Source organism: Streptomyces boncukensis (genome assembly GCF_011045075.1).
GTDB classification, from domain to species: domain Bacteria; phylum Actinomycetota; class Actinomycetes; order Streptomycetales; family Streptomycetaceae; genus Streptomyces; species Streptomyces boncukensis.
In genome coordinates, this window is sequence record NZ_JAAKZZ010000189.1 from 1 (window position 1) to 12,680 (window position 12,680).

Genomic DNA, 12,680 nt, shown 5'->3' on the forward strand with positions numbered 1-12,680 from the left:
TTCAACCGCCTCAAGCAGTGGCGCGGCATCGCGACCCGCTACGACAAGACCGCCGAGTCCTACCAGGGAGCCGTCGCCCTCGCCTCGCTCCTGATGTGGACGTGACATTTGAAGACAACTCCTAGGCCCCTAGACGCGAGGGGGTGCCGTGGTGCCGCGTACCACCAGGCGGGGCTCCAGGACCGCCTCCCGGGGCGGCGGCGCCGCCCCCTCGCCCTCCAGCCGGTCCACCGCGAACCGCACCGCCCGCTCGGCCAGCGCCACGGCGTCCTGCCGCACCGTCGTCAGGCCGACCGGCAGCAGATGGGAGACATGGCTGTCGTCGTAGCCGACGACCGAGATCTCGGCGGGCACATCGACCCCGGCCCGCATCAGCACCATCAGCAGCCCCATCGCGCTCGTGTCGTTGCCGGCGAGCACGGCGGTCGGCAGCCGGCCCTCGGTGAGCAGGAGCTCGCCCGCGCCGACGCCCGCCTCCCGGGTGTGGGCCCCCGGCAGGATCCGGATCCGGCCGGTCAGCCCGTGCGCGCGCATGGCGGCGCGGTAGGCCCGGCTCCGCTCGGCGGAGCCGGGGCCGTCCCCGCCGTCCAGATGGACGATGTCCCGGTGGCCCAGCTGCACCAGGTGGTCCATGGCCTGCCGCACGCCCTGGCCCTCGGCCGAGCGCACGCAGTCGATCCGGGCGCCCGGGACGGAGCGGCTGACGGCCACGGCGACGGTGTCCCCGCCGAGCGCCTCCAGCTGCGCGGCGGTCAGCGCGTGGCCGAGCAGGATGACCCCCTCGCAGCGGTGGCTCAGCAGCGCCTCGGCCGCCCGGCGCTCGTCCCGCCCGGGGAGGCCGGGGAGGTGCGCGGAGAGCAGGACGTCGTAGCCGAGGCGCTCGGCGGCCGGGTAGAGCGCCTCGACGAGGTCGGCCTGGAACGGCTGGTGGACGGTGATCACCACGCCGAGGGTGCGGCTGCGCCCGCGTGCGAGCAGCCGCGCCGCGGTGTCCGGCTGGTAGCCGAGTTCGTCCGCCGCGCGCAGCACCCGCTCCCGGGTCTCCTCGCCGGCCCCCGGCTGGTTGCGGAACACCAGCGAGACGAGGGCCCGGGACACGCCGACCCGCTCGGCCACATCCGCCATCGTGGGCCGCCGGCCGCTGTTCCTCTTCACGTGTCGCCCCTCCCCGGCGTGCGCACCACCGTGCCAGTTTTTTGAAACCACCTATTGACAGGACATTTGTACAGGCTCATCGTACTGCTGACTAGCGCGCTCTAGTAGAGCGCTCACGCACCTCCTCCCGACACTTCCGCACACCCCCCTAGGACCCGACATGGCCATGGCGCCGTCCCCACTCCGTACCGTCGCGGGCAACCTCTGCCTCGGCTCCGCGCCCGACTCCTGGGGCATCTGGTTCCCCGAGGACGAGCACCAGGTGCCCCACACCCGCTTCCTGGACGAGCTGGCCCGCGCCGGCTACACCTGGCTGGAGCTGGGCCCCTACGGCTACCTCCCCACCGATCCGCAGGTCCTCGCCGAGCAGCTGGCCGTGCGCGGACTCCAGGTCTCCGGCGGCACCGCCTTCGGCGGGCTGCACCGCGCCGAGCTGTGGGACCCGATGCTCGCGCACGTCCGCCGGGTCGCCGAGCTGACGGCCGCGGCGGGCGCGCACCACCTGGTGCTCATCCCGCCGATGTACCGGGACGAGAAGACCGGCGAGTTCACCGAGCCCACCGAGCTGACCGCCGAGCAGTGGGCCGGGTTCGGCAAGAACGCCGACCGGCTCGGCAGGCTGCTGCTCGACGAGTACGGGATCCACCTGGTGCTGCACCCGCACGCCGACAGCCACATCCAGACCCAGCCCGAGATCGAGCGGCTGCTCAACGAGTCCGACAGCCGCTACACGAACCTCTGCCTGGACACCGGGCACGTGGCGTACGGCGGCGGGGACACCCTCGATCTGATCCGCCGGTTCGGCGAGCGCGTGGGCTATGTGCACATCAAGCAGATGGACCCCGGGGTGCTGCGCCAGGTCGCCGACGAGCGGCTGGGCTTCGGCGAGGCCGTCCAGCGCGGCGTCTGCGTCACGCCCCCGGCCGGGGTGCCGGAGACCGGCCCGGTGATCGAGGAGCTGGCCCGGCTGGACGCCGAGCTGTTCGTGATCGTCGAGCAGGACCTCTACCCGTGCGCACCGGATGTGCCGCTGCCCATCGCGGTGCGCACCCGCGAGCACCTGGAGTCCGAGGGCCTGTCGGGCACCAGCCGCCCCGCGCCCCGCGAGGACCGCGGGGACGGCGGGGACGGCGGGGACGGCGGGGATCGGCCATGACGAACGCCGGGGACGGCGCCAACGGCGTGATCTCGGTGCTCGCCGTCTCCGTGGGGATCTGGCTGCCGGGCCGCGCCGGCCGGCGGCCGATGCCGCTGACCGGGGTGGCCTCCTTCGCGCCGCCCGAGGGCCCGGGACGGGCCGGCCCCACCGCAGGCTCCTGAACCGCCTCCCGAACCGCCTCCTGAACCGCACCGTCCGAAAGGTCCGTCATGACCGTACGCATCGGCGTCATCGGCGCCGGAATGATCGGCCAGTACCACATCGGCAGACTCACCGGGGCGCTCGCGGGCGCCGAGGTCACCGCCGTCACCGATATCGACCCCGCGCGGGCCGCCGAGGCGGCGGCGCTGGCCGGGGGCGCCCAGGTGCTGCCCGACGGCCCCGCCGTCGTCTCCTCCCCCGCGGTGGACGCCGTCCTGGTCACCTCCTGGGGGCCCACCCACGCCGAGCACGTGCTCGGCGCCATCGCCGCCGGGAAGCCGGTGTTCTGCGAGAAGCCCCTCGCCACGACCGCCGAGGACTGCCTGCGGATCGTCGAGGCCGAGATCGCGCACGGCAGCCGCCTGGTCCAGGTGGGCTTTATGCGCCGGTACGACGAGGGGTACCGGGAGATGAAGCGGATCCTCGACGCCGACGGCATCGGGGAGCCGCTCATGGTGCACTGCGCGCACCGCAACCCGACCGTGCCCGAGGCGTACCACTCGCGGATGGCCGCGCAGGACACCGCCGTCCACGAGATCGACACCGTGCGCTGGCTGCTGGACGACGAGATCACCTCCGTCCAGGTGCTCACCCCGCGCGCCACGCGCCACCGCTTCCCGCATCTGACCGACCCGCAGATCATGCTGTTCGAGACGGCGCGGGGCGTCCGCGTCGACGTCGAGGTGTTCGTCAACTGCCAGTACGGCTACGACATCCAGTGCGAGGCCGTCGGCGAGCGCGGCCTGGTGCGGCTGCCGGACCCGGCCCGCGCCGGGGTGCGCACGGCGGAGCGGCACAGCACCGGTGTCCCCCAGGACTGGAAGGAGCGATTCGGCGCCGCCTTCGACACCGAGTTCGCGGAGTGGGTCGCGTCCGTGGCGCGCGGCGAGGGCGCCACCGGCCCTTCCGCCTGGGACGGCTACGCCGCGACCGTGATCACCGATGCCGCGGTGGAGGCCCTGGAGGAGGGCCGCACCGTCGCCGTCCACCTGAAGGACCGTCCGCCCTTCTCCACCCCGGGAGCCGGCCGATGAAGATCACCCTCGACCCCTATATGCTCCGCGGACTGTCCGTGGACGACATGGTGCGCACCGTCGCCGAGCTCGGCTACGCGTACATCGAGCTGTCGCCCCGCGACGACTTCATGCCGTTCTTCCTGCACCCGCGCGCGGACGACGCGAAGGTGCGGGAGCTGAGGGACGCGCTGCGGCGGCACGGCGTCCAGCTCTCCAGCGTGCTGCCGCTGTACAGGTGGTCCTCGCCGGACGAGACCGAGCGGCGCGCCGCCGTACGCAACTGGAAGCGGATGATCGAGATCACCGCGGAGCTGGGCTGCACGCTGATGAACTCGGAGTTCAACGGCCGCCCGGAGCGGGCCGCGGAGAGCGAGGCCGCGTTCTGGCGCTCGCTGGAGGAGCTGCTGCCGCTCTTCGAGCGCGAGGGCATCGCGCTCAACCTGGAGGCGCACCCGGACGACTTCTGCGAGGAGAACGCCCCCGCCGTCGACCTCGTCCGCGCGGTCAACAAGCCCTGGGTCAACTATCTGTACTGCGCCCCGCACACCTTCCACCTCTCCGGCGCCGGCCCGAAGGCGGACATCGCCGCGATGATGCGCTACGCCGGGGACAAGCTCCGGCATGTGCACGTCGCGGACTCCTTCAACCACAAGGGGTCCAGCGGCCTGCGCTACATCCTCAATCCCCCGGGCACCCCCGCCCGCGTCCACCAGCACCTGGACATCGGACAGGGCGAGGTGGACTGGGACGCGTTCTTCGGCACGCTGCGCGAGCTGGAGTTCGACGGTGTCGCGACCGCGTGCGTCTTCGCGTGGGAGGAGCGGGCGCGGGAGTCCTCCGCGTTCATGCTGGACCGGATGACGAGGGAGCTGGCGCCCGCTTCCTGAGCCCGCGGGGCGCGGGGTGGAACCGGAGGGGGCAGGCGAACTCCACCCCCGGTTCCACCCGTGGGTCCAGGCGCTTCGCCCCTGGTCACAGCAGTCTTAGGGGCATGACAACAGTGGAGTGGATCACCGACATCGCCCTCGTCCTCATCGTCCTGCGGCAGCTGCGGGAAGACCGCCTCGACCGCAAGACCTTCCTGATCCCGCTGGGCATCGTGGCGTACGTCGCCTACTCGTACCTGGACGACATCCCCACCGGCGGGAACGACCTGGTGCTGGTCGGGGCCCTGATGGCCGTGGGAGCCGTACTCGGCGTCGCCGGCGGGATCTACACCCGGATCCGGGCCGTCGGCGGGCACCTGATGATCAAGGCCGGCGCGGTGTCGGCGATCCTCTGGGTGCTCGGCATGGGGGCGCGGATGGGCTTCCAGATTTGGACCGACCACGGCGGAGCCGACGCCGTGGCCCGGTTCAGCGTGGCGCACCACATCACCAGTGACCAGGCGTGGGTGGCGGCGTTCGTGCTGATGGCGGTCACCGAGGTGGTCACCCGGGTGGCCACGATCTACGTCCGGAGCCGGATCCACGCGGTGGGCCAGAGCAGCCCCGTGCCCGTCGCCGACCGTGCGGTCTGACCATGCGGTATGTTCTGCCCGTGCCAGCGCCCGCGCCCGACAGTCCCCCGTCCCCCGGGAGGACCGCGGCGCCGGGCGCCGGCCCGCGCCGCGTCACCGGGCAGGACCCGCGGGTGCAGTGGGTGATGACCCTCGCGGTCATCGTCGTCGGCGCCCTGACGATCCGGCCCATGGGCCTCAGCGGCCACGGGCTCGCCGTCGCCCTGCTGTTCGCGGTCAACTCCGCGGCGCTGCTGGCGCGGGGGCTGCCCGAGAACCGGGTCCCCCGGCACCTCGCCCTGGTCTGGCTGACGGCCGGAGTGGTCGCGGCGGCGGCCCTGATCGGCGTCAGCCGCAGCGGGACGGGCTATCTGTTCGCCTTCTTCCTCGCCGGTCACAGCGGATACCGCCTCGACACCCGGCCGGCCGTCGTGCTCGCGGGCCTGTGCAGCCTGCTCTGCGGCGGCGTCCTGTACTTCCACCTCGGGCCGGGGCACCACACGGTGCCCGCGGTGGTCGGCCTCGCCGCCGGCGCCCCAGTCCTGGCCGGGATCACCAACCGCAGCCAGCGCAGGGCCGTGCAGTCGGCGATCGAGGCGGCCGAGGCGGGCGAGCGCGCAGCCCGTGCCGAGGCCCGCAGCGCCGTACTGGCCGAGCGCGGCCGCATCGCGCGGGACGTGCACGACGTTCTGGCGCACTCGCTGGCCGGGATCAACATGCAGCTGGAGCTCGCCGACGCGCTGCTCGACACCGGTGACCTGGAGCGGGTCCGGGAGGCCAACGCCACGGCGCACGGCCTGGTCAAGGAGAGCCTGAAACAGGCGCAGTGGACCGTGCACGCGCTGCGCGAGGACGCGCTGCCGCTGCGGGAGAGCCTCAGCGCGATGCTCGACTCTTCGGGCCACCGCGACGCGCTCACCGTCACCGGAACCGTCCGCGAGGTGCCGGTCCAGGTGACGCAGAACCTGCTGCGGATCGCCCAGGAGGCGCTGACCAACGCGGCCCGGTACGCTCCCGGAGGCGAGGTGCGGGTGGAACTGGAGTTCGCTGCCGCGTCGACTGTGCTGAGGGTCCGCAACCGCCCCGCCACCCGTGCCGTGCACGCGGGCGCGAGCAGCGGAATGGGGCTGATCGGAATGCGCGAACGCGTCGCGCTGCTGGACGGGACCGTCACCGCGGGCCCGGTCACCGAGGGACCGGACCGGGGCGGCTGGCTGGTGGAGGCGGTGATCCCGGGATGAGTGAGCAGTCCGGGAGCCCGCAGCGGCTGCGGGTGGTCGTCGCCGACGACCAGGCCACGGTCCGCGAACCGCTCGCCACCGTGCTCGGGCTGTCCGAGGACATCGATGTCGTCGCCGCAGCCGCAGACGGGAGCGAGGTGCTGGCGGCAGCGGCCGCCGGGCCGGTGGACGTGGTGCTGATGGACCTGAGGATGCCCGTGCTGGACGGGATCGAGGCGACCCGCCGGCTGGGCGAGGAGCACCCGGAGGTGGCGGTGGTCGTGCTGACCACCTTCGCCGACGACGACTCGGTCCTCGGAGCGCTGGGCGCGGGAGCCCGCGGCTATCTGACGAAGAACGCGGGGCGCCGGGACATCGTCCGGGCGATCCGGGCCGCTGCCGCCGGGCAGTCCGTCCTCGACCACGAGGTCCAGGACCGGCTGCTCGCCACCGTCAGAACCCAGGCGCCGGGCCCTGCACAGCCCCTGCCGGGGGACCTCACACCCCGCGAACGCGAGGTGCTCACGCTGATCGGCCAGGGGCTGCCCAACCGGAGCATCGCCGAGCAGCTCTTCATCAGCGAGGCCACGGTCAAGACCCACATCAACAACCTGTTCGCCAAAGCGGGGATCCGCGACCGCGCCGAAGCCGTCCGCCGCGCCATCGAGACGGGCCTGGCCTGAACCCCCGCACCCGCACCCGCACCCGCACCCGCACCCGCAGACTGCGCCGCACGGGGCATTCGGAACACCCTCTCCCAGGGCCCTAGTCGGTCAGGTGGAGCCGGATCGCACCGTCGGGCAGCGCCTCGATCCGTATCCGGGTGAGGTCGGGCACATGCGCCGTCGGCTCCAGCTCGGCCGCGCGCTCGCCCACGCCGACGACCCGCATTCCCGCGGCGCGCCCCGCCTCGATCCCCGCGGGCGAGTCCTCGAAGACCACGCAGTCCGCCGGGGCGAAGCCCAGCTCGACGGCGCCCTTGAGAAAGCCCTCCGGGTCCGGCTTGCTGGCGCTGACGGACTCGGCGGTGACGCGGAGGTCCGGCATCGGCAGCCCGGCGGCGTCCATCCGGGCCGTCGCCAGGCCGATGTCCGCCGAGGTCACCAGGGCGTGCGGGAGCGCGGCGAGCGCGGCCATGAACTCCGGGGCGCCGGGCACCGGGACGATGCCCTCGGTCTCCGCCGTCTCGCGGGCGAGCATGTCCCTGTTGTCGGCGTGGTTCTCCTCCATCGGGCGGTCGGGAAGCAGCACCGCCATCGTGGAGTACCCCTGGCGGCCGTGGACGACCTTGAGCACGTCGGCGAAGTCGACGCCGTGCTCGGCGGCCCACGCGCGCCAGACGCGCTCGACGGCGGCGTCGGAGTTGACCAGCGTGCCGTCCATGTCGAGCAGCAGGCCACGGGCGGTCAGGGTGGTGAGCGAGCTGTTCGGCATGGCGGGGGCTCCTTGGGCGCGGGCGGACGAGCGCAGGCGACAAGATGGTCCGCCCGCTGGTCGGGAAGCCCCTCGCCGTCAGGTCGCGGGGCGCGGGCGGACCATTTTGTTCTCACACGATACAAAGCAGGGGGGCGCCGTGTCCAAAGTGCCGCGTACTCAGGTGCGGGACTCCAGCGAACGGCGGGTGTGCGGGCCGTAGTCGCCCTGCGGGTCGCCGTCGACGCCGTTCGCCGCCTGGTACCGGAAGACCCCCTCCTGCACCGCGGTGGAGTAGACCCCGTCCTCCGCCGTGCCCGCGGAGAGGTACCCCGCCCGCTTCAGCCGCCGCTGCAGCTCGGTGACCGACGCCCCGGTGTCGCCCACGCGCAGCGTGCTGCCGCCGCCGCGCCCCGCGCGCTGTTCGCGCCCGGCGGGGCCGCCCCGCCGCTTGCCTCCGGGAGCCGTGGCCCGGGGCCGGGAGGGCCGGTGCGACGAGGGCGGCGCCGAGGACGCCTCGCGCCGGAGATGCCCCGCGTCGTCCCGGCTCGCGCGCCCCGTGCCCGCCGCGGTGGCACCGGCGGACCGCGAGGGAGCCGCCGACGGGGGCGCCGGGCTGCGGACGGCAGCGCCGGGCTCCCGGTCCCCCGCACCACCGTCCCGCGCGTCACCGCCCCGCGCGTCACCGTCCGCCGACGGCGCCGTCCCGTCGGGCTTCCCGGACTCCGTGGGCGCGCCGGTGGGCGAGCCGTCGAGCGCACGGTCGTCGCGGCCGCCGCTCCTGTCGTCGCCGCCCAGCTGCGTCGCCAGCACCCCGGCGCCGAGCGCGACGGCCACCCCGGCGGCGGCCAGCGCGGCGGCGGGGCGGCGGCGCGTCCGCCTGCGGCCCCGGTGCGAGCGGGGCGCCCGGGAGCGCGGGGTCCGGGCCTCGGCCACGACGGGGAGTTCGGCCGTCTCGTCCGTGCCCTGCCGGGCGAACGGCGTGAGATCGGGGACAGCGCCGTCGGACCCGCCCGCGGCGCCCTCCGGCGCCGGAGGCTCCGCTATCCGTACATACGGCCGTATATGCAGCGGATCGTCATGGCCCGCACTGTTCGCCGCCATCGCGGACTCCTCCCCCGAAGTCACCAGCAACTGCTCCAGCCCGGGACCTTACGCGGTCCGGTGCGGTGGGGGTCAAGCATCCGAGGAGAGCCCGAGGGGCCCCCGGTCCCGGTCCCGGCCCGGTCCCGGTCCCGGTCCCGGGGACTCTAGGAGGTGTTGCGCGGCCCCTCGCGCTCGTCGCCGCCCAGTTCCTCGCTCAGCTGCCGCACCAGCTCCGCCAGGTCCGCCGGGCGGTCCGGCGTCCACCAGTCGCCGAGCAGCTCGGTGAGGGACTCCTCACGCGCCCGCGCGAGGTCCCGGGCCGTCCGCTCGCCGGCCGCGGTGAGGGAGAGCCGCAGCCCTTCCCGTACGGCCAGGCCGCGCTCCTCCAGCTGCTGCGCCCCGGCGGTGATCACATGGCGGGGCACCGTGCTGGTGTCGGCGAGCAGCGCGGGCTCGACGGGGCCGTGGTGGTGGAGGCGCAGCGCCATCCAGCACGCGGCGGGCCGGAGGTCGGCGCCCGCGCGCGCTCCGATGCGCGCGTACAGCGCGCGCCGCCCCTCGCGCGTGCCGAGCAGGGACAGGGCCCGCGACACCTCCTCGGCGGAGGAGCGCTGCACGGGGTTCGGCGCGATCGTCTCGCTCTCGTCCGGGACCTGGACGCTGCGCCGCAGCGGCTGCTCCCGCAGCAGCCAGGCGAGCAGGAACGCGACGAAGGCCAGCGGCGCCGCGTAGACGAAGACGTCGGTGATGGCGGAGGAGTACGCGTCGAGCACGCCGCGCCGGGTGGCCGGGGGCAGCTCGGCGACGGCGTGCGGGTCGTGCCGGAGGGAGTCGGCGGTGACGCCGGGCGGCACGGGCCGGCCGCGCAGCGCGTCCGCGAGCTCGTCGCCGAGCCGGGAGGCGAAGACCGCGCCGAAGACGGCGACGCCGACGGAGGCGCCGATGGCGCGGAAGAAGGTCACCCCGGAGGTGGCGACGCCGAGGTCGGCGTAGTCCACGGCGTTCTGCGCGACGAGCACCAGCACCTGGAGCACCAGGCCGAGCCCCAGCCCGAACACCGCGAAGTAGAGGCTCATCTCGGCCACCGAGCTGGCCGGGTCCATCCGGTGCAGCAGCAGGAGCCCCACCGTGGTGACCGCGGTGCCCAGCACCGGGAACACCTTCCAGTGCCCGGTACGGGAGATGAGCTGCCCGGAGAGCGTGGAGGCGGTCAGCACCCCCAGCACCATCGGCAGCATGTGCACCCCCGACATGGTCGGCGACACATGGTGGACGACCTGGAGGAACGTCGGCAGATAGGTCATCGCGCCGAACATCGCGAAGCCGATGACGAAGCTGATCGCCCCGCAGAGCGCGAACGTGCGGATCCGGAACAGCGGCAGCGGAAGCACCGGCTCCGCCGCTCTCCGCTCGGCGGCGACGAACCCGGCCAGCAGCGCGGCGGCGAGCGCGCCCAGCCCGTACACCTCCGGAGAGTTCCAGGACCAGGTGGTGCCGCCCAGCGAGGTCACCAGGACCACGCAGGTGGCGACGGAGGCGATCAGGAACGTGCCGAGGTAGTCGATGCGGTGCCGGGTCGTGCCGGTGGGGATGTGCAGTACGGCGGCGACGACGAGGAGGGCGACCGCGCCGACGGGAAGGTTGATGTAGAACACCCACCGCCAGCTGAGGTGCTGGGTGAAGAAGCCGCCCAGCAGCGGCCCCAGCACGCTGGTCGTCCCGAAGACGGCGCCGAACAGACCCTGGTAGCGCCCCCGTTCGCGCGGCGGCACGAGGTCGCCGACGATCGCCATGGACAGCGTGATCAGCCCGCCGCCGCCCAGCCCCTGGAGCGCGCGGAACGCGATGAGCTGGGGCATGTTCTGGGCGAGCCCGCACAGCGCGGAGCCGACGAGGAAGATGCCGATGGCGGTCTGGAAGAGCTGCTTGCGCCCGTACTGGTCGCCGAGCTTGCCCCACAGCGGGGTGACGGCGGTCACCGCCAGCAGATAGGCGGTGACGACCCAGGACAGATGGTCGAGGCCGCCGAGGTCGCTGACGATGGTGGGCAGCGCCGTCGCCACGATCGTCTGGTCGAGCGCGGCGAGCAGCATGCCGAGGAGGAGGGCGCCAATGGCGAGGTAGAGGTCCCGCTTGCCGCCCTCGCGTGCGTGCGTCCCCATGACGCCAGCGTCACCCGGGACGGCGCCCCCCGCGCGCGGGAGGGGGCCATTGGTGACCGGCCGGGCGCGGTCTACGGTGTGGCGCGGAACGCGTCGATCATGTACGCGGCGAAGCGGCGGGAGGCGGCGAGCCGGGTGTCGGGCGGCATGTCCTGGACGCCCCGGTGGGCCATGAGCACCAGGATCAGATCGTCGACGACGAAACCGGGGCGCAGCCGGCCGGCCTCCTGGGCGCGGCGGGCGAGCTCGGAGGCCGCGCGCAGCGACTGCTCCCGGTCGGCGTCGAAGTCCACGGCCTCGGGGAAGGACGCCATGAAGGCGTCGGCGAAACCCCGGCTGTGCGCGTGGAGTTCGCAGATCCCCTCGATCAGGCTGCGGAATCCGTGCCACGGGTCGGGGTCCGCGACGGCCTCGCGGATGACGGCGCGGCAGGCCCGCTGCTGCTCGGCGAAGGTCGCCGCGATCAGATCCCGCTTGGTCGGGAAGTGCCGGTAGAGCGTGGCGGGGCCGACCCCGGCGTGCCGGGCGACCTGGCGCACGGGCGCGGCCAGCCCCTCCTCGGCGAACACCGCACGGGCGGAGTCCAGGATGCGGGCCCGGTTGTCGCGGGCGTCGGAGCGCAGCGTATGAGGCAAATGGGCGGTCATCGACTCTCACTTTAGCCAACCGGACGGGGGCGTCCGTTACGGTCCGGCGGCAGAGGCGCAGCCCCCTGCGTCCGCCGAACCGAGGAGGCGCGATGAGAGCCGTGGTGATCAGGACGTTTGGAGAGCCCGAGGGGCTGGAGGTGGTCGACCTGCCCGTGCCGGTCCCCGCACCCGGGCAGGTGCTGATCGAGACGGAGGCGATCGGGGTGGGCGGCGTGGACGCCGTGATCCGCCGGGCCACGGTCGCCGGCTACGGCTTCCGGGAGGGCCACCTGCTCGGCAGCGAGGTCGCGGGGCGCGTCACCGCGGTGGGCGAGGGCGTGGACGCCTCGTGGACCGGGCGGCGGGTATGGGCGTTCACCGGGCTGTCCGGCGGGTACGCCGAGCACGCCGTCGCGGCGGTCGGGGACGTCCTCGCGCTGCCGGACGGGCTGACCGGCGCCGACGCGGTGACGCTGGGCAACTCCGGCGTGGTCGCCCACTTCGCCCTGGACCGCGCCCGCTTCGCGCCCGGCGAGACGGTGCTCGTGCGGGGCGCGGCGGGCAGCATCGGGATCGCGGCGGTCCAGCTCGCGGCCAGGGGCGGTGCGGGCGCCGTGGCGGTCACCACCTCGTCGGCGCAGCGCGGCGCCCGGCTGCGGGACCTGGGAGCGACCCATGTCCTCGACCGCTCCGGCGAGGGCGGCGGCCCGGACGCGCCGTCGGGCTTCGATGTGGTGCTGGACGTCGTGGGAGGCCCCCAGCTCCCCCGCTTCCTGGACAGGCTGAACCCCAACGGGCGGTTCGTGGCCGTCGGCATCGTCGACGGACAGGCTCCGGCGGACTTCGGCACGCGGCTGACGGCCGCGTTCCGCAAGTCGCTGTCCTATGCCACCTTCAGCGCCGACACCGTGCCCGGCTCCGACCAGCGGGCCGTGCGGTCGTCCCAGTTCTCCGATGCCGCACGAGGGGACCTGCGCACGGTCGTGCACGAGGTGCTGCCGCTGGAGCAGGCGGCGCGGGCCCACCGGAGGATGGACGCGGGCGAGGTGTTCGGCAGGGTCGTACTGACCCCGTGAGCCGGGCGGGGAGGCCGGCCGGCCCCTGCCCGGCCGACTCCTGCCCGTTCAACCCCGGACCCAGC

Annotated in this window: 13 protein-coding genes and 1 pseudogene; 9 read left to right on the forward strand and 5 right to left on the reverse strand. The window is 74.0% G+C overall.

Annotation, left to right across the window (positions count from 1 at the left end; all coding sequences use genetic code 11):
• Nucleotides 1-105: pseudogene (locus tag G5C65_RS18825) on the forward strand (IS5/IS1182 family transposase); the annotation flags it as partial.
• A gap of 24 nt (nucleotides 106-129) precedes the next feature.
• Here the strand turns inward: G5C65_RS18825 and G5C65_RS18830 are convergent.
• Nucleotides 130-1,125 (reverse strand): LacI family DNA-binding transcriptional regulator, encoded by a 996-nt coding sequence (locus tag G5C65_RS18830; protein WP_165300045.1) that lies wholly within the window; start codon nucleotides 1,123-1,125, stop codon nucleotides 130-132.
• A 190-nt stretch (nucleotides 1,126-1,315) separates the two neighbouring features.
• On the opposite strand from G5C65_RS18830, the gene G5C65_RS18835 reads away from it, so the two are divergent.
• From G5C65_RS18835 to G5C65_RS18865, 7 genes are all read left to right on the forward strand, one after another.
• Entirely contained in the window at nucleotides 1,316-2,311 is a 996-nt protein-coding gene (locus tag G5C65_RS18835; protein WP_165300034.1) for a TIM barrel protein, read from the forward strand.
• The gene (locus G5C65_RS18840) at nucleotides 2,308-2,475 is read left to right on the forward strand and encodes a sugar porter family MFS transporter (RefSeq protein ID WP_165300035.1); all 168 of its coding nucleotides are present in this window, start codon (nucleotides 2,308-2,310) and stop codon (nucleotides 2,473-2,475) included. Before G5C65_RS18835 ends, G5C65_RS18840 begins: the two co-directional genes overlap by 4 nt.
• 48 nt (nucleotides 2,476-2,523) lie before the next feature.
• Nucleotides 2,524-3,549, forward strand: coding sequence for a Gfo/Idh/MocA family oxidoreductase (locus G5C65_RS18845; protein WP_165300036.1), 1,026 nt, complete (start codon nucleotides 2,524-2,526; stop codon nucleotides 3,547-3,549).
• Nucleotides 3,546-4,418: a sugar phosphate isomerase/epimerase family protein gene (locus G5C65_RS18850; protein ID WP_165300037.1), complete on the forward strand. Its 873-nt coding sequence runs from the start codon at nucleotides 3,546-3,548 to the stop codon at nucleotides 4,416-4,418. Before G5C65_RS18845 ends, G5C65_RS18850 begins: the two co-directional genes overlap by 4 nt.
• Before the next feature lie 104 nt (nucleotides 4,419-4,522).
• A complete protein-coding gene (locus tag G5C65_RS18855) occupies nucleotides 4,523-5,050 on the forward strand; it encodes a hypothetical protein (protein WP_165300038.1) in 528 nt (175 codons plus the stop codon).
• A gap of 2 nt (nucleotides 5,051-5,052) precedes the next feature.
• Nucleotides 5,053-6,270, forward strand: coding sequence for a sensor histidine kinase (locus G5C65_RS18860; protein WP_165300039.1), 1,218 nt, complete (start codon nucleotides 5,053-5,055; stop codon nucleotides 6,268-6,270).
• Nucleotides 6,267-6,932 carry a response regulator transcription factor gene (locus G5C65_RS18865; protein ID WP_165300040.1) on the forward strand — a complete coding sequence of 222 codons (666 nt, stop codon included), beginning with the start codon at nucleotides 6,267-6,269 and terminating at the stop codon, nucleotides 6,930-6,932. Before G5C65_RS18860 ends, G5C65_RS18865 begins: the two co-directional genes overlap by 4 nt.
• An 82-nt stretch (nucleotides 6,933-7,014) precedes the next feature.
• Here G5C65_RS18865 and G5C65_RS18870 read toward each other — a convergent pair whose 3' ends face one another.
• The 4 genes from G5C65_RS18870 to G5C65_RS18885 all read right to left on the reverse strand — a co-directional run bounded on the left by G5C65_RS18870 (nucleotide 7,015) and on the right by G5C65_RS18885 (nucleotide 11,557).
• Complete coding sequence (locus tag G5C65_RS18870) at nucleotides 7,015-7,683, reverse strand: HAD-IA family hydrolase (RefSeq protein ID WP_165300041.1); 669 nt, start codon at nucleotides 7,681-7,683, stop codon at nucleotides 7,015-7,017.
• Nucleotides 7,684-7,842: 159 nt separating this feature from the next.
• Nucleotides 7,843-8,766: a peptidoglycan-binding domain-containing protein gene (locus G5C65_RS18875; protein ID WP_165300042.1), complete on the reverse strand. Its 924-nt coding sequence runs from the start codon at nucleotides 8,764-8,766 to the stop codon at nucleotides 7,843-7,845.
• A gap of 146 nt (nucleotides 8,767-8,912) precedes the next feature.
• The gene (locus G5C65_RS18880) at nucleotides 8,913-10,910 is read right to left on the reverse strand and encodes an MFS transporter (RefSeq protein ID WP_165300043.1); all 1,998 of its coding nucleotides are present in this window, start codon (nucleotides 10,908-10,910) and stop codon (nucleotides 8,913-8,915) included.
• Between the two features lie 71 nt (nucleotides 10,911-10,981).
• Nucleotides 10,982-11,557, reverse strand: coding sequence for a TetR/AcrR family transcriptional regulator (locus G5C65_RS18885; RefSeq protein WP_206441980.1), 576 nt, complete (start codon nucleotides 11,555-11,557; stop codon nucleotides 10,982-10,984).
• 92 nt (nucleotides 11,558-11,649) lie between these two features.
• Here G5C65_RS18885 and G5C65_RS18890 point away from each other — a divergent pair, with 92 nt between their 5' ends.
• On the forward strand, nucleotides 11,650-12,615 hold the full coding sequence (locus tag G5C65_RS18890) for a zinc-binding dehydrogenase (RefSeq protein WP_165300044.1): 966 nt from the start codon (nucleotides 11,650-11,652) through the stop codon (nucleotides 12,613-12,615).
• The last annotated feature ends 65 nt before the right edge of the window (nucleotides 12,616-12,680 follow it).